This window comes from Paenibacillus sp. MER TA 81-3 (assembly GCF_023713585.1).
GTDB lineage: Bacteria > Bacillota > Bacilli > Paenibacillales > Paenibacillaceae > Paenibacillus_B > Paenibacillus_B profundus.
Genome location: NZ_JAMAWB010000021.1, coordinates 17,124 through 34,446, shown reverse-complemented (window position 1 = coordinate 34,446; position 17,323 = coordinate 17,124). Strand labels below are relative to the sequence as shown.

The 17,323-nt window shown below is 37.9% G+C and carries 14 protein-coding genes; 1 reads left to right on the top strand and 13 read right to left on the bottom strand.

The genetic code is table 11. The features are described from left to right. Nucleotides 1-52 precede the first annotated feature (52 nt). The 9 genes from M3650_RS24350 to M3650_RS24310 form a co-directional block, all read right to left on the bottom strand. Complete coding sequence (locus M3650_RS24350; protein WP_251578578.1) at nucleotides 53-1,219, bottom strand: UvrD-helicase domain-containing protein; 1,167 nt, start codon at nucleotides 1,217-1,219, stop codon at nucleotides 53-55. Then, the gene (locus M3650_RS24345) at nucleotides 1,164-2,792 is read right to left on the bottom strand and encodes an ATP-dependent nuclease (RefSeq protein ID WP_251578576.1); all 1,629 of its coding nucleotides are present in this window, start codon (nucleotides 2,790-2,792) and stop codon (nucleotides 1,164-1,166) included. The genes M3650_RS24350 and M3650_RS24345 overlap by 56 nt, the downstream gene beginning before the upstream one ends. Nucleotides 2,793-2,890: 98 nt before the next feature. Continuing rightward, the gene (locus tag M3650_RS24340; RefSeq protein ID WP_251578574.1) at nucleotides 2,891-3,814 is read right to left on the bottom strand and encodes an AlbA family DNA-binding domain-containing protein; all 924 of its coding nucleotides are present in this window, start codon (nucleotides 3,812-3,814) and stop codon (nucleotides 2,891-2,893) included. A gap of 410 nt (nucleotides 3,815-4,224) precedes the next feature. Beyond that, on the bottom strand, nucleotides 4,225-6,393 hold the full coding sequence (locus M3650_RS24335) for a TnsD family Tn7-like transposition protein (protein WP_251578572.1): 2,169 nt from the start codon (nucleotides 6,391-6,393) through the stop codon (nucleotides 4,225-4,227). Then, on the bottom strand, nucleotides 6,312-8,021 hold the full coding sequence (locus M3650_RS24330; protein ID WP_251578569.1) for a TnsD family Tn7-like transposition protein: 1,710 nt from the start codon (nucleotides 8,019-8,021) through the stop codon (nucleotides 6,312-6,314). The genes M3650_RS24335 and M3650_RS24330 overlap by 82 nt, the downstream gene beginning before the upstream one ends. Before the next feature lie 75 nt (nucleotides 8,022-8,096). Beyond that, a complete protein-coding gene (locus tag M3650_RS24325) occupies nucleotides 8,097-9,851 on the bottom strand; it encodes an ATP-binding protein (RefSeq protein ID WP_251578567.1) in 1,755 nt (584 codons plus the stop codon). Beyond that, nucleotides 9,844-11,526: a transposase family protein gene (locus tag M3650_RS24320; protein WP_251578565.1), complete on the bottom strand. Its 1,683-nt coding sequence runs from the start codon at nucleotides 11,524-11,526 to the stop codon at nucleotides 9,844-9,846. The genes M3650_RS24325 and M3650_RS24320 overlap by 8 nt, the downstream gene beginning before the upstream one ends. Then, nucleotides 11,493-12,023: a hypothetical protein gene (locus M3650_RS24315; RefSeq protein ID WP_251578563.1), complete on the bottom strand. Its 531-nt coding sequence runs from the start codon at nucleotides 12,021-12,023 to the stop codon at nucleotides 11,493-11,495. The genes M3650_RS24320 and M3650_RS24315 overlap by 34 nt, the downstream gene beginning before the upstream one ends. A gap of 164 nt (nucleotides 12,024-12,187) precedes the next feature. Then, a complete protein-coding gene (locus M3650_RS24310) occupies nucleotides 12,188-13,054 on the bottom strand; it encodes a TnsA endonuclease N-terminal domain-containing protein (RefSeq protein ID WP_251578561.1) in 867 nt (288 codons plus the stop codon). Between the two features lie 217 nt (nucleotides 13,055-13,271). On the opposite strand from M3650_RS24310, the gene M3650_RS24305 reads away from it, so the two are divergent. Then, nucleotides 13,272-13,688, top strand: a complete 417-nt coding sequence (locus tag M3650_RS24305; RefSeq protein ID WP_251578559.1) for a helix-turn-helix domain-containing protein — start codon at nucleotides 13,272-13,274, stop codon at nucleotides 13,686-13,688. A gap of 376 nt (nucleotides 13,689-14,064) precedes the next feature. Here the strand turns inward: M3650_RS24305 and M3650_RS24300 are convergent, their stop codons facing one another. The 4 genes from M3650_RS24300 to M3650_RS24285 all read right to left on the bottom strand — a co-directional run bounded on the left by M3650_RS24300 (nucleotide 14,065) and on the right by M3650_RS24285 (nucleotide 17,173). After that, the gene (locus M3650_RS24300; RefSeq protein ID WP_251578557.1) at nucleotides 14,065-14,421 is read right to left on the bottom strand and encodes a hypothetical protein; all 357 of its coding nucleotides are present in this window, start codon (nucleotides 14,419-14,421) and stop codon (nucleotides 14,065-14,067) included. A gap of 502 nt (nucleotides 14,422-14,923) precedes the next feature. Continuing rightward, the gene (locus M3650_RS24295; protein WP_251578555.1) at nucleotides 14,924-15,124 is read right to left on the bottom strand and encodes a hypothetical protein; all 201 of its coding nucleotides are present in this window, start codon (nucleotides 15,122-15,124) and stop codon (nucleotides 14,924-14,926) included. Between the two features lie 537 nt (nucleotides 15,125-15,661). Next, nucleotides 15,662-16,759, bottom strand: coding sequence for a hypothetical protein (locus tag M3650_RS24290; RefSeq protein WP_251578553.1), 1,098 nt, complete (start codon nucleotides 16,757-16,759; stop codon nucleotides 15,662-15,664). A 60-nt stretch (nucleotides 16,760-16,819) separates the two neighbouring features. Further along, nucleotides 16,820-17,173, bottom strand: a complete 354-nt coding sequence (locus M3650_RS24285) for a helix-turn-helix domain-containing protein (protein WP_251578551.1) — start codon at nucleotides 17,171-17,173, stop codon at nucleotides 16,820-16,822. Nucleotides 17,174-17,323: the final 150 nt, after the last annotated feature.

The window sequence follows — 17,323 nt, the reverse complement described above, 5'->3', positions numbered from 1 at the left end:
CTTAATACGTTGGCGAAGCTCACAACAAGCTCATGTATCCATAAAATCAGTTTCATATTTTAAACTTTAAAACCGTAGCGTCCTTACCACCAAAATTAATACTATCTTCAAAAAAATATTCGTTGGGTTTGAACTCTTTAACCACAAATGCCAAGCTGTATTTGGCTCGAGTGACACCAACAAAATATTTGTCCGGAGCCTTCAATCGACTTATAGGATCTAGCAAGAATGAATAAAGTGGCTTATTAGGGAAAATTAAAACACGATCCAACGTCATCCCTTTACTGACCCCAAAGTTTAATGAAGGATACCCCAAGGTCGGCGTCCTGACATCGTATTTTAAAATAGATGGTTTTAAGTGTTCAATATAAGCATGTACATCAGCTTGAAGAATCTGAAAAACCCCGATAGCCGGTTCTTCTGCTTCTAGCACTCCAACAATCGGGTCCTCTGGGTATACTAAGTTCGCAAAGTTTGCTATATCAGCAACAAATCGTTTGGAAGTGTTATTTTTAATAATGTTTATTTGATGTGTATCTTTGCAAGTCTCAAGGTAACTAAAAACATGCATACCACCCTTTTTTCTATCCGATTTCGGATTGTGAGTCTTAAGAGTTGCTTGTTTGTAGTCACCAACACAATAGATTTTGATGGATGAAAGGAATAAACGTTCAAGAAGTTCTATATCTTTTCCCACCAAATCCTGCAGCTCGTCAATATAAATGCAAGCATATGTTTCCTCAAGCCTTTTCAAGACAGCGCCCTTTGATAATTGATTTAAGAAAAGTGCGAACTCGGTAGCATTGTTAGCCTTCACATCTTTGTTCTTGTTCAAAAAATACGACACGGTATTTTTTCTTGCATAATCAACACCATATGTTCTAGAGAAGTCAAAAGACTTTATTTGACTGATCTCCCCTAAAAAGCTTCTCTGATATGGCCTGATTAATTCTTTTAGTATGAATTGAAACCATGTACTTATAACAACATTTTTATCGAGCACACCGTTATTTTGCTTTGCATACTCTCTCTTTATTGAGTAAACACCTTTATTCGTGTAAGACAGCATCAATATTTTCTTAGTAGATTTCTCAGTTATAGACTTTGCATCACTACACATTCCGTATGTTTTACCTGAGCCAGCACAAGCAAGAACCAATGTATTATCGTATCGCATCTTTAATATACGCGGGGTATTCGATACATTCGTCTGAATCAAATACCCTCATTCCCCATTCAGCTTTATTGTTAATCATAAAAGATTCTATTTCTGCCACATTTTTTTTAATCATCGAATTCCCTTTAGAGATAACCCGTTTAAACTTGTTAAACACTTCCTCCTCAACTGAGTTAACAGCTAGTACACTCGGTTCGATTGTATGAAGTGTTTCATTAGTTTCATAATATATTTTTATCAAATCACCATGCGCCTTGAGGTAGTCCTTATATTTATCTATGATATTCCGTTGAACATCCCCATCATTATCCGTAATAATTCGTAATGGTTTTCTTACTAAAACGGCTAAATCACAATACCTTTTAAAAGCCAGTGAATCAACCGTAATGACATCCACTCCATTTTCAATTGGTAACTTTCCGTGAACATCTTTGTAAGCACGTTGAATAATTAATTCATCAGTCGGCCCTTCAACCAATATTACTTTCTCTGCCAATAGAAAACGAACTGTCCCATAACCGGGCAGTTTTTTAAAGAAATCCATAGTATCAGGATCTACAGCATCCAGTTGATTTGTGTGCCCCTTATACAAGAGAATTATATTTTTAAGACCTAATTTGTTTGCTACAAAACTGCTGTGCGTTGATATAAAAACCTGTTTATTCTCATCTTGATTTATTTTTGAAATAAGACGTGACATATTCCCAAATGCTAAATTATTTTCAGGCTCCTCAAACAATACTACATTAGATTTCTCGGTATCTTGTTTAAATACCAGTTCCATTTTAATTAGATTTTGAGTACCAAAACCCATATCTTCAAAAGGAATGTTCTCGACTTCGATTGAAACCTCGTTCATCCAAGATTCGAGTACATCTTCCTGCATACCAAACTTAATCGCTTTATCATCAAGTTTTTCTTCTACTGCTAACCTTTCATTAAGGGCTATAACATTCGGATTGTTATTAAATTCGTGTTTCATTTTTCTATATGCTCTAGTTAGATGTACTTTTTCATCATCAGATAAATTGTTAGTAATTCTTGAATTAATAAATTTGTTTACTGCTGAGTCATAATCTTTTTGTGTAGTATCAATCAGTGATACCTTTACCGGAAAAGTCCTAAATATAATTGGATTGTCACCAAAATCTCTCCAGCTTACTTTGTAAAACTCAACCGGTATATCATAAATCTCTCCATCCTGTACCATCGTTTGAAATGCAGGTGAATAATCTTGATTAAACTCAACACTCATACGAATGCCCGGACAGTCTTCACCAAGCTCATTATTTGTTCCTTTATAACTAGAGTTACTGACATCATTATCGAAATAAGCTTCAACAATTATAGAAGGTAATTCTTCAATTTTCTGAGAAGGATCTGCAATGATTTCTTTAAAAATAGAACGAGATTCATAGTTGAAAAAAGATGCCTTTAATTGACGCTCAAAGGACGAATTATTTATTTTTCCACTCAGAAGGACTTGAATTATTTCAAGCAATGTACTTTTTCCTGAATTATTATCGCCAACAAAAATATTACAGCCGCTATTCACTTTTATGAGCTCATCTTTGAACATTCGATAATTTTTGATATAGAGTTTGTTCATCTTCATAATGAGTTCTCCCCAAATTCCATATAGAATATCTGTCAACCAACCTCTTTTAAACAGAATACTGATCGATAGTTTCAATACCCACACATGCTATTAAATCATCTATGCGTCCGAAACTTATGTGGGATTCCCTTCTGTTCTTTCACCTTCCAAAGAAAGTCGCCGATCACAAAAACTCTTGCATTATTCATAGTTGCGGAATATCGTTTCTCTCGTGCATCCACTAGCAGAAGCTCGAATACGTACTCCTCAGCACATATTCCGTCCTCATCAATATTTAATCTAAACGGATCTGATGATTCAAAACCAACCATCAAGTGGCCAACTATTTCTGTTTTTGGTGGTACCGCTAATTTGAAATCCGCACCTATAAATTTATCCAATCCATATACATGGTGCCTTGACAGTTCTTTTCCTTGATTATTGCGGACATATAATGTGCCACCGATTATCGTAATAGGTAATTCTGTTGTATTAGCAAACGCAACTTCAATAGATGCGCAACCCTGTGCATCATGTACTGCGTGTAGTGCATAATCTAGAAATCTTATCTCGAACTGTCCTTTATTTAAATACATGTAATCATAGTCGCTGCGTTTGGCTACTGTATTCGTACTACCTTTGCGAATTAAGCAATACCCCTCGTTCAGTCTGTCAAATTTCTTTCTCATCATGTATGGCTTATTTTCTGTTTTACAGATCTTAAAAACAGCTAACACTACGCCTTTGTATTCATATCTGAAATAATCAAACTGTATTTCTGGTTCGATATTATTCAGAACCAGTTGCACATAATTGGATGAATCTATAAACTCTTTCGGATCTATTCCCTTTATCTCCTTACCTTCTGGTCGATCCTTGACTCCAATAATAATGAATTTATCGCCATTATGCCGGGAATTGGCCATCGCCATTATATCCATTAGTAAATCCATACTCTTGTCTTTATGGTATTGTCTCTCTTTAAAGTCCAGATATTCGCACTCATAGCCAAATTCGATTAATTCAGCAATCTTATCCATAGACACCTCACTATTTCCCTATGAACAAGGGACTATATGTTACTGTAAAAATTCGACATCAAGCAAGAAAATCCTACTTCATACCCAAGAATTCCCGAAAAAAGCGGACCGATAGAAGCATATTGAAAAGGATAAGCCGCGATCGTGTTAATACACGCACTGCTCATCCTTTTGATCATTTAACTGTGTGGTTGGCTTCTAATTTATTCAACGAAGCAACGTACCTACTGCTCTTTTAGTAGTAACTTTGCTTCGTAGTTGGTAGGTATTATTTTCTATGGATATTTCACTACTGAAGATCGCCGCGTCTCCATCTTTTTTGACAATTTGTTGCCTATTGGCAGGATGGGCTCCTTTACCAAGTTTTCGATGTCCCATCCGCAGGACAACCAACTCATATAAGCATGATTTCAACGACAATTCATATCCTCATTATTGTGTCTTAGTAACTCCTCTATTTTCACTTTCAATTCCGAACTGCATGATTCATATAATTTCGAATAACTTATTAGTGCGTCATACGAAATATTTTGATAACCATACTTGTATCTAAGTTTTGTAGCAACTCTTGCTACGCTTCTCATTAAATAGGAATCAATTTTCTCAATAGATTCATTTAGTGCTTTGTGACTAGCAGGCAGTCGGTCCTCGTTAAATGATTGCAACCGAGACTTTTCCAATGGAGATAGCCGGTTAAGTATCGTATATTTGCGAATTTGAAAATTTGAATCTTCTTTTAATTCCGCGGCTATTGTACGTATCTTTTGTGATAATATTTCATCAAAAGAGTGAAGATCGATCTTTGCTTTAAACGCTTTTTTTCTAGGAAAATGCTCATCCAGCCAGGTGCTATCGTTTCGACATAACCAATTGTATTCTCGAGGATGCATGCGCAGAAGAAAAAGCCGCTTATTTGTTTGATTAACTTGAGCAGTTTGCAACAGGGTTAATCGGTATGATTCCTTCGTTTCATCACGAGTCGTAGCGGCCATCTGCTCATTTGCCTGTATGGTATCCGATGGAATTAGAGGTGGATTGTGTCCCGAAAGAGTGAGCCTGGTTTTTTTCATCTTTTTAATACAACTATTTATTGCAGTTTCTGAAAATCCAGTTTCCTTATGTATTTGATATGGCGTGAATCCTTCTAAATACAAAGTTTCTACTCTTCCATACCACAAATGCCCCATCGAAACAATAAGAGGCTTATTGGGTTCTTGCCTACCGCGCATCCATCTTTTCGAGTAAGTAAATCCGCATACTGCACACTGAAATGTTGTTGTAATTGAAATCCCTCCTGAGATTTTTAACTTACGCTCGCACCTTTGAATTATCTTCTTTCCTTTCTGGGTGCATATAGGGTTTAGACATTCCCATGGACCATGACCAAAAGGGATTGGATTTGCAATAGGATGCTCATAATTCAGAAAATTTGTTACTGAACTGAAAAGATACCTTATTAGCAAAACATAAAAAAGAATGTGCGTCCTAATATTATGCGGCTGTAAAAAGCGTCCAGCAAAATGTCTCGATAGTAGTGTATCCGCTTTTAATCCTGTAACCTCTAATATTTCAGGACTATGGCTATCTACTATCTTTTTCAATAACTCACTGCGCATAAACCGACCTCGATAATGAATTAAATTAATCTCCCACATTTTCATCATGATTTTACTTTGTATATACTCAGCATGAATGATGCCCGAGAGAGAGTTCAATGTATAAAGGTCTTCAAGTAGAGTATTCTGATAGTCGTATATCGAGGATTCAGATCGGATTTTTTTAACTTTAATTGCATTTGAGCAACTAGGACATTGGGGCTTAGACAACAGTGTTTCTGCATAATCCTTACTGAGTGGGCAGTTACAGTCGGGACAATAATCTATCAGTTCAACACGATGCAGATGACAGCAAGTCATAAAATCGAATTGATGTGCACGATGAACATAACATTCACCGTACTTCTCGTAATCTTCATACAAGCATTTGGGGCAATATTTAACCTGCTTTGAAAATAGTTTTGTTACATTAAGCATGTTGTTGTTATAATTTCCGCTATGAGTTCGAATACGTTCATCCTCGTTGTTTCGATCAGTCCTGGTTAAAAAACAACTAATAAGCCTTGCCCAAGTATGATGATTAATAAAATAACCAGATTCAAACGGATGTCGGTCCGGTAATTTTTCATACAACTTAATCAGGTTAGCAAGAAACATTGGATTTTTGTGAGATCTTAATTCAAATAGCTCTTCCTTGGTATCTGGAAATATTTGATTAGGAGACATAAGGTGGTATCTATAAATGATACTTCTGAAATCTTCATCTAGATACGGTTGCGGAAAAAACGCCAAACGTGACATCATGATCCTTCCTTTATCAAGGATTCGTCTACCGACGTGCAAACAAAACTTACGAAATGTTCGACCTACTAACTTCATATATAACACGGCAATATCGAATAACCCTCTACCAATTTGTTTTCTATGCAAATGAGAAATACTTAGCTGAGCAATTCCAAGTATTTTACATTCACGTCTTTCCTTAGTGGATGGTTTAAGCCAGCTAACTTCAGTAATCTCCACCCCAATGCTTTTCCTTCTGCCCCATTAAGCTCATTTGCAGCCCAAGTTAACCTACGAATTTGATATGTCTCTGTAGAATCGACGTGCTTCTTAATAAATTCATTGGTTTTAGGGAGCTTGTTTAGATTCTTCATAAGCTTATGTTTCAGATTGCCTGAATCCGTATGTCTGGCTATTGAGGCCAACGATATTCTTTGCGGATAAGGCAACTGTTTCATCTGTTCGACTGCCTCTACCACTGCATTATACAAAATCTCATCTCGCTGATCCCAATCCACTTTTCGGCTGACCTTTGTTAGCGAACATCCTTTGATTTTTCTAGATCTGATAGCTTGACTTTGGCTTCTCACTTGATTCGAAACTGCTTTATTTGTATCAAGATACTCGGTTTGATTTTTTACAGTCCCAGGGTCGACACCGAGAATTTTTGCTTTCTGACGAAGAGAGGTATTGGTTTTATTAAGACATCTCAAGTTGTTATACCATACCGGACCAAAAGCTTTAATTCTGCCTATCCGGTTCCGATCCTCATCACATGTGTCCGGGCCTCTTCTTGAGTATACAAATCCGCAACTGCATTGGAAGGTACCGACCGGCTTTGAAGTTGTTGAGCAACGAGTAATTGCACATTTTTCAACAACACTTTGATTGTAATGATCAGCCACTTTATTGAGGCATGGCCATGGCCCGTTTCCAAATGGATGATTATGGGGGGTGACAAAAAAACCACCGACAGATTTTTCAAAAAAACCGAGTATTAATAGATGCCTTAGTGGATGCATAATTTCTTCTTGATTCCTGATTATTTTATGTAACCACGTATCAGTGCTATTTGAATCGATACCGCAGTCTAGGTATTCCAGCAGTTTATCAGTGTAAATATTCCGAAAATCCTGTATAAGGCGATTAAATCGTACCCGACCACCTATTGTTTGGTATCTTTCCTTTGGGAGCACCATTCTATAGGATGCGGTCTTTTCTTTAGATTTTGACTGGGACTGTAGAAGAAAATTCGATTGAACAGCAATGATTGCCAGATGATCCAACCAGTTTGCGTCAATATCGGGTTCGGTATAGTCCGATTCACCGTGCATTGCTAAAGGCACAAATGAAAACTTGTGATGAAGCGTGGAGTATTCTACCCAACTAACCTTTAAGATGCTCCTATGCAATGGACATATAAATACGCCGGGCAATTGATGGCTGCGATGCCAATAAGGCTCGCATATCTCACTATCTGCTTTATAGCATTCGCTACAAAATCTTAGCTTCACTGGCAGTTTTATAGAAGAAGCCAGCAATCCCAAGGAGGCATGAACTTCCCCTTGTTTGTTCCCATCTTCCATCAATGATTGTACTTGATGGATTTTATTTTGCTTCATAAAGGAAGTGTAATAGGGAAGTAAAGTATGATCCTTGATGATTTGATCTGTCGTATATTGTCCATTTACTTTATCAGTAAGACACGTTAAGTGACTTGGCAAATCTGCAGTTGCACAAACCGATCTGTTACCGAAAAGGTCTTCGATGGTTTGTCTTTGTGTCTTATTTCCTGATACTACATGGTATCTGGCAATCCCGCTGTATAGCAATTCATCCTTATAAAGAGTCGGAAAATAGGCTAGCAATAGAATCACCCTTTCAGAAAAGATCCTATTGCTAGTTTTCCCTGTTTTACATGTCCCTAGTACTCAAACAATCCATTAAATTATGAGTTTCGATAGCTCATCCTCCGACGGGATGCTTCCTATATCCACTAGCCTTTCATAGATTGTTTCTGTGTCCTTTTCATTGTTTGCCACGGCGTTTCTAAGGTCATCCTCATCCAGCATAATCTGCTGCTTTTTCTTCTTCCGGGATTCACTGTTTCCCTTTTCATGGAGCCCTTCTCTCTTGTTATCACAGTTCTCATCTTCGCTGGTCATTGGACTGAACGTAATATCCTTAATTAGTTGTTTGCGTAAATCAACCATATCCTTCTCAGCCTCATTAGACTGAAGAACCTTATTAGCAACTTCATAAGCCACATCATAAGAAACTCCGAAGTCTATTGCTGTTTTTACAAGTTCAATTAGCTTCTCATCGTCCTGCTCAATTTTTTCATCTCGTAGTATTTTTGTTCTGATCTCTCCTTGAATATTGACCTTCTCATCTGCCATTTGTAAATATTGATCCAACACGTTCCACTTAGGATATAAATCATCTATTGCCTCTAGCGCTCGGGGATCTTTACTTCTCAGAACCTTTAACATAGGCTGAACCAACTGCATGTGCTGTTTGGCAACGTTCTCCAGAAGAGCCCCTGTTAATTTTTCATTATCTATTCCATCCTCGATGGCTTGCCACTGGGCTAACATGTACAACTTAACCGCAATATCTACAATTCCCTGAGAAAGCTCGTACATCTTCTTACTTAAATGAGGTTTTAGAGGTGTTTCAGTAGCAGTCCATTGATATTTCCACAGAGCATGTAAGAAGAAATCCCACTCCTCGCCTTCACTTAGTCTATCCATGATCAGGTCCCCTTGTCCCGTGCTTCTTCTTGCTTGACTGAAGGAACCGGAGAGAAGTTTCATTGCCTTAAATGTCCCTACTAATACCACGGGAACACCAATCGTGTTAATTAATTGAGTGAAGTAATTAAGCATTTTTTCAGCGCCGCCACTCTTAAGAAAACTCAGGAATTGAATTTCATCAATGACTAGCACTCCTAACCCATGTAATGTAGCAATATGAGCCAGTATTGGTATTAACATATCGACGGATGTTCCCTTAGTAGCAAATTTCCGGTAATAATTTGTGCCTAGGATCGAATCTATGGACTGCAAAAAATTAAAGCATAATCCCTTCAATGAACCATCAAAGGGGCAATTCAATTTTAGCCAGACAATTTGTTTACGGATGAATGGTTGTTCTTTATAGGTCAAATGATGAATGACCTGAGGGTATAAGAGTAATGAGCTTTCTACAGCCGTCGTCTTACCTTGTCCACTTACTCCAAGGATTGCAAATCCAGCGGCGGTTGATCTCACCCCTGCAATATTACCTCCTGTTGAATCAAGCCCTCCTTCAAGAACTTCCTTAAACCCTATGTGAAATTGTCTTACGACTGCTGGTGAGAAAGGATTCCTGGCTTTATAACCATGACGAATTAATCTTGAAAGCCTTTGTTCCACCAAGAAATGTGAAGGTAACGGCTCGACATAATCGGATATCTGTTGAACAAGATGTAGCCTCGTCTGCTTGCCTGATTTGCGTTTTCTTTCATCATAATCAGGGTATTTTCTGATTTGTACTGCGACATCTTCTTCTTCAAATATCGGGGGCAAAGCTTCTATGAAAGGATTATTCCTATAGTCAGGAATCTCCTGATCAGAATAGCTTGCCTCCTCTTGTCTGCCCATGAGGCTTGGAGAATACTGATAATAATCAACCTGCTGTTGAGCTTGCTTAACCATGCTTTTTCTCCTCCGTTTCCTTTAATTTTGCGAGGAGACCCAGCTTTGATTTTGGCTTATATGTCTCAAGAGGAATTACATGATTTCTAGCAGTAGCTGGTTCGTCCATCTCCTCATTTGGAGACTTACCCAGCTCATAAGCTTGTGCTTTTCGCAGCCTGTCTCTCTCACCGGCTTTCTTCCCTTTAATATTGGACTTCCGTTCAGACTTTGTTAAGGAATGGTCTTGGGTATCGGCACTCCGCTCCATTGCTTCCTTTCTAATCGCTTCTAACTTCGCACTTAAGGTTACTTCTTCCTGAAGTTCCGTTTCATCATAGTACAAACTTCTTGACAGTGTTTCCTCGTACCGGGTTGACTTGACCTCTTCAAGGCTCATATTTATGAATCGGGAAGACTTGGCCAATAAATCGCACTTTATAAAAGCTCTGCCGTTGTCCGTCTTCACATAGACATGATTCATACATCTTCTGTCATAAGCAATCGGAACTTTCTGTGTTTCCCCTTTAACAAACCACCCCTGACGCGCTAATTCTTCACAACCGTAATACATTCCTTCAAAGTATATTCCCTCCCGATTCACAGTAACTTTTGCCTCGGGCAATACATTCAATCGAACGATATCCGGATGAACATTCTTCAAATAGTGATTATGGGATATCCCCCAATTCCATAAATCCCTTGCAACGGGCTTCACTTTATCCATTGCCTGATCTTTGTCTAAGGGATAGTATTCCATGTAATGATAGTTGTTCCTTTGAAGAATCATTTCGATCATCATTTGAGTAAACTCTTTAAGTGTGAGCTTCGCATCTAAGACGTAATCCGGTCCCCCACGTTTTTTGTATTCTTTCTTTACCGCACCAGGCGTCCATGGTTGAAGCGTCACGTTCAATGTTCGAAATTGCTGTTCTACTATGCCCTTTAGATCAGCGCGATACGGAGGCGCGTTCATTATTTTGATTCCTAACGCTTTGGCAAGTGAATCGGCATTTTTACTCTCCATCTCGCCTCGGTCAGCCATGAAACTTTCTGGCATATGGTGACACGGCCACTCTTCCTCTGTGATCTCCACATCATACTGCCTGCAAAACTCAATCTTATTTTCCACTGTATTTTCAATGGCCATCATGACTCCAAGCCAGGACGGACCCTCAAACCCAACATATAACCCGACGACCATATGGCTGTATACATCAACAACAATGTATACGACAGGCCTACCAACTATAATATTAGGATCAATTGCACTTACTAAATATACATCCGCAACAGTTGCGTCAACCTCGTAGATCTGTCCCGGTCCAGTTGCTTTCCTTGTTTCAGATCCTAGTAAAGGCCTGAAATCACGATTGAATGTAACCTCGCCTTCGCGATCAATTAGCAGTTTGCGCTTCGTATAATACCTTCGGATGTAATATCGCAATTGAGCAATACTTGGTACATCGTGTCCTGGAGGTATTATCGGGATCTCATATTTGCCCTTCTTAGTGGTACCAATCTGATAATATCTCTTCAGCATCTCAATATATGTAAATTTCACGGAGTCCCTTCGATTTATTTTTGAATAAATATCTCTTATAACCTTATCAAATATTTTTCGATGACCCTCATTAATTAAAACTCCTTTTAAGTTGGGATCTACAGAAATGCTGGTATTCCTGGGCCTACCCATCTTTTGAGTTGGATTCTTCTTGTTACCCCTTCCGCCGCATTTTCTGAATCTGGAAGTATAGCATTCATCATCTTCCCTCCAGTCCAGTAATAGCGTAAGTATTTATAGTAAAGGTTTTTCCCTTTACCGGTTCTTTTCATTTCGCTCTTTATGATTTCATACCGCTCTTTTGGATTGTAGATGTTAGGTTCCAGTTCAACAATGTGTTTAATACATTCCCAGGCTTCATCTCTAAGGCGAATTTCTTTTGGAGTTAGAATTTCTTCCGAAACCATAAATCTGGAATACGGATCATGCTCACGCTTAATCATCGTCCCTTCATTAAGCTCTTGTTGAATAGAGGAGATACGCTTAAACCCAGGAACCCCTGTCTTTCTTATAATAGAAATGGTAATGGCGCAATCCTCAGACTGATTTAGCCACAGGATCCTCTCACAATCAACAAGCTTTGATTCCGAATCTCTTTTTTCAAGCAGAGTATTGATAAACAACTCCATTTTATTCCCCTCCAATTTCAATAAAGGTTAAAATGGGCCTTGTGATTTCATTAGGATTGCCCGAGTTAACCACGTATATATCAGCTAATGTATGATCTAATATTTTGATCGTTTTGCCTTCCACTATTAAGTTGGGCTCCAAGACAGACTTTAGCATAACCTCGTTATCTTCTAGAGATGATGAAACGATTACTTTCATGGTCAGCCCTCCAGTTTTGAAAATGATTGGCTTGTATTTCTAATCGTTTTTGTGTAGGAAGGATGCGCCTGCTCATATCAACTTCCCAAAAGCGATTAGCGATCAGATATCGGACAACATTCATGCTGGTCCCCATTGATAAATCCTTCTTTGCATCAAGATCCAAGGTGATTTTAGCCAAGGGCTTGTCTATATTAACAATCCATTCATGTAGTACAGGTTCCAATTCATAAACCAGTTCATTAGTTAGATACGCCACCTCTTCCAAAACCTTGGCCGAATGCAACCATTTCACGTTTTCAACCAAATCGTAATTGATTTGATTTTCTGTAATCAGCCGCCATTCTATATCCAGATCTTTGTGGTAATACTTCTCTATTTGAAGCTTGTCTAATACCCTTCTATTTAATTTTGCCGAGGGCTTTATGGAATGAGCTATATACCTAAATTCTCCGCCTGATCTTACAGTCAATAACATGTCAGTAGTCATTACAATGGGATGCTTGGTCTTCGGATCAATGGGATGTCGGATGCCCAGTTTTTGTGCAATAAATATTGTTTTATCCAAAGGCAACAAAGGGTATTGCTCTCTGATATCAACAACGTCCATTGCCCAATCCATTTGGTAATGATGAGCTAATTCATAATGTTCGGACAAATAATGGTGTAGCCTCCCACTTTTCCATCCCCGAATTCTTGTTACAACCCCGTGGGATGGAACATCATGGATGGTTAACCAAGGCTTATATTCCGCAAAATCCCCCTTACCTCGTCCTTCCTTAATCCACCTTTCAATTGTTGCTGCTGTTGTGCGCCGACGTCTTTTTGGCATAAACAACTCCTCCGTATGTTGTAGATTTATTATTAACATAAATAAAAATAAAATCGATTAATAATTGATTTTGATAATAAACGATTTTAAATCAACTTGTCAATGCCATATAGTCGAGTAATTTACAACTCAAATGCAGTATGTTACCATACAATAAAGTGTTCACTTTACTGTTCAGTTTTGTATTCAGATAAGCAGATTATGGGTAGGGGGATTTATGTTAATATTAGGAGAAAGAATTAAAGCCTCGCGTATTTCTAGAGGGTGGACTCAAGAAGAACTCGCCGGGAAAATCGACACAACGAAACACGTTATTTCTAATTGGGAACGCAACAAAGGTAATCCAGATCCAGAGCAAATTACCGCATTAGCTAATACCTTTGAGGTTTCGGCAGACTATTTGCTTGGGTTAAGCAATTTTCCCGAACCACATTTTCGTGACCCATTCGGGCAAATCACCTTGATACCTACAATTGACTATTCTTTTGTGAAAGGATCTACATGGGATCTCCTTAAATTGCTACGCTCTGGTATTTCACTAACTGTAGATGTTAATGAAATCTCCTCTAAAGATAAGGAACTGATTGCCACAGTCATTGAAGCCATTCTTACCAGAAGCAGCGCAGATGCTTGATGAGACTTAAAAGAGCTGCCTTATTTTTATCAAACTCTTCTGCTCTTCTAAGATAATACCAGCTCATCACCAATCTTCTGATAGATTTAGGACCCTCTTGCAAATATCACATTGCACCTTAATGACTAATCCCAGCCCAGTGGGAACGAAAGTATATGCGAATTTAGCGCCCGAAACGTCGACAGGCTTACATGAATCCCAGTCTTGTATTTTTTGAAGCATCTCTTCTGTAATCTCAAAGATCATCGTTCCATCTCCATTCTTATGTTTCATTTTCACCTCTTGACGGCCATCATAGAAACGGTTTTCTTCGATAGAACCAGTGCAACAAGGAGCTAATGACTAGAGGGAGACGCGATACCTTGTGAACCTTCCTCTAGTCAGAGATGCCTTCCAGTTGTTCAACTCTACTCTCTAAACGCTTCATATAGGTCAACATCGCGTCAAGAGTACGTGGAGTCACAAAACCAGGCACCCCGTTCCTCTCAACTTTAATCATTCTAGTGAATTCCTTGCTCCTGCTTGGCTCTACTGGTCCCCATCTGTGTTTTTTGTACCTCAAAATTTTCTCCAGACAGATTATCCAAATGTCTAATGTCTTCTGCAGCATCATAAGTTTATAATAGTGATCCGGATTGTTTGTGAACGGGTAATTATAGTACTTTTTTTCTCTTTCAATGCTCAGCCTGTATACGTTGATAATTTGTTCGACATCTTCTATTAATTCTTCCATCTTCCCACCTTCTTCTTATCTCGATTTATGATAAACCCATCGATATTTTACATGTTCCTCAATGCTTTAAGTTTCTGCATACTCTGAAAATAAAGCTGAAGCTTAACGTCTGAAGGTCTCTTGGTGCCAACAATTTGATTACATTTTTCCAAGTCTCCATTACTTGCGACTATAAAAATTGCTGACAATTCTTTGTTGAGACGACAATCCTTACCCGCCACTCTTTCTCAAATGCGGCCCTCTCAAACCACTGTTCTCTGATTGCTTTTGAACATGTAAATCTAGCACCCTTGAAAAAAATGCCACTCGCAGTCACTCTCGCACATCCACTTCTAAGCAAATCTTTTTTCATTCCGATAGAACAACTCCTTCACAGATTCTTCTATCAAAATTATATCCTTTATACAATATTTTATTCATATATCTGATTTTAGATATTTAAAAATAGACCTTCACTCTAATCTTAAATATGTACCTTTGATGCAAACTATGCAGGCAATTCCTAAAGCTCATCATCATCCTTCATGAATCCATCTATCTTTCTGCCCATTAAATAAATCGCTAACATTAACGTACCGATACCAATCGCCTCAATTGCTGTTATCCAATTACGAATACTAATCATCCCCACACCAAAACCAAATAACATAGCAATAGTGACTTTTATCAAAATACCCTCAAGTAACCCTGGCTTTTGCTTCATCAAAGCGCCCCCATTCTTCGTTTTGTTTGATTACGTATTGACCGTACTGATTACCATGTTTTATATCAGTGTTGCCAAAAATCGATATCGACTAACTTCACGTTTATATTCGACAAATGCAAAAAAATAAAAACTCCAGCCAAAAAAATCTCGGCTGAAGCCACTTGGTCATTCAATATTACACTAATTCAAGTTCCTTCCATTCCTCATCTGCAATATAACGATACGACTGCAGAGCTACGAAATGTCCGAAAACCTCTTCCGGTTGAACAGGGTTTTCATATAATGAAATAATATTGGGGATAGATAGAAAGGATATATTTGCTATTCTCTTTGTCAAAATCAAAGGATGATCCGTTTATTTTGCCCGTAAATGTGATCATAGATTTTACAGACATCAACTCTGCATTGCCCTGCCCATTAACGTATCAAAGCCAGCGTGAAAATCCACGGCGGCCTTGTAGTTGGAAGTATGAAAGTAAAGTTCCTCGTTGGGTAATCGATTTACCTATCCTCAGCAAAATGGCTATGCTGCTTTTATTCAATTGGATTTTCTCCAAAGACCTCTTCTATCAGGTTACCTTTAAAGGCATCAAGAATCAAATTAGGGTCATTGAAAAAATGTAAGATCATTTGTCCCCAATCTGTTACACTGATTTCACCTTCAACAAGCCATTGTTTTATATGTAAATTCGCGTGAGCATTTATTTGCTGCTTCACCCTTATTTTATAGTTGTCGTTATTATAAAAATTGAACGATCCATCGACGTGAACAAATGTATTTGTCTGAGGGTTAAAGATGGAATGCAAATATCGTGTTCTAAACAGTTCCTGTTCTTCATTCCCATGAATATCCCATAATTCCTCAACCTCAATCCAGTGTTCAGAATCCTTTCGATGAGAGATCCTAAATTGAATTTTCTTCATGGTTTCCGGATTATAAACACAAAAGAATTCGCTGTTTCCGGGGTGAAGAGGGAATTGAATTTCATCGAGATTAATTTCTCTTCCTTGGTACAACTCAGAAAATTCACGCATAAATGGTTTATAATGTTCTTTTGCAAGACTAATTGTTTTGTCTAAGCGGAGGGAAACTGAATTCTTATTTTTCTTTTGTTCAGTAAGAAGATGTATAAGGTAAGGCGGTGTTTTTGCATCTCTTCTCGCTCTATAAAGAGGGTTATAATAATAAAAATCATCTCCAAAAAAGACTCCTTGGTGATTAGCAGAGCTCTTATCATCAAGGAGCACAATGCCGTATTTAGGATCTGCAGCTTCCGGAAGGGCTTCAAGTGGAATAGCAAAGATATCATAGATATCGAGTTCTTTATCTAACAAACTTAACATAACTAGATCGGTAGGTATCTTGGTTTCAACTAGCAAATAAGCAAGGTAGGGCTCGATATCCCAGAGATATTTTGCTAAATCATCCCTAGCTATGTCGTGCAGTTCCATTGACTGCTGAATTTCATCTAAAGCTGGATTAATGATATCCTTATAGCCGGTAGATTTAAGAAAATCCTCCTTCTGGGGCACTTCATAATATGCGATGCCCATCGAGAACATGAAGTATATCGCTTTTTTAATTACAACTTTTTGTTTTATATAATCAAGAAAGTCTTTCAACTCAATCATCCTTTATATCATTAATAAGCACCATTCTTTCATCACTTTAATTAAAAGAGGAGTTTTCTGTCAACAAAAATCCCAAGGGCTGTAATTTGATCTTAATCTTTTTTTTAGTTGCATTATTTCGATTATTTCCTTCTTATCATAATCATCAAGATTTCTAAAAACTTCAATCAACCTTTTCTCGAATTCATCTTCATATGTCGCCCCATCTTCTGTAGCGACACCGGTTAATAGCCAATTTAAGTTCACATTATATTGTGTTCGAATAGATATTAATGTTTCCGCAGATGGATTACTATTTCCCAGCTCAATTTCACTCAGGTTCCCTTGAGAAATTCCTATGCTTTTTGCAAATTGAACTTGGTTTAAATTGTTTTCTTTACGGATACATTTTATTTTATGGCCAATGTCATTCAACATTTTCACCACCAATCATGAAGTATGTATAATGTTTTATTAGCATTTTAAAAGGGAGCCACGAATCAATCCCTCGGGCTCCCTTCTAGATGCTGAAAATCATTCATCTTGCATTTCGGTTCACGACATCTTTTACTGGTTCACAACATT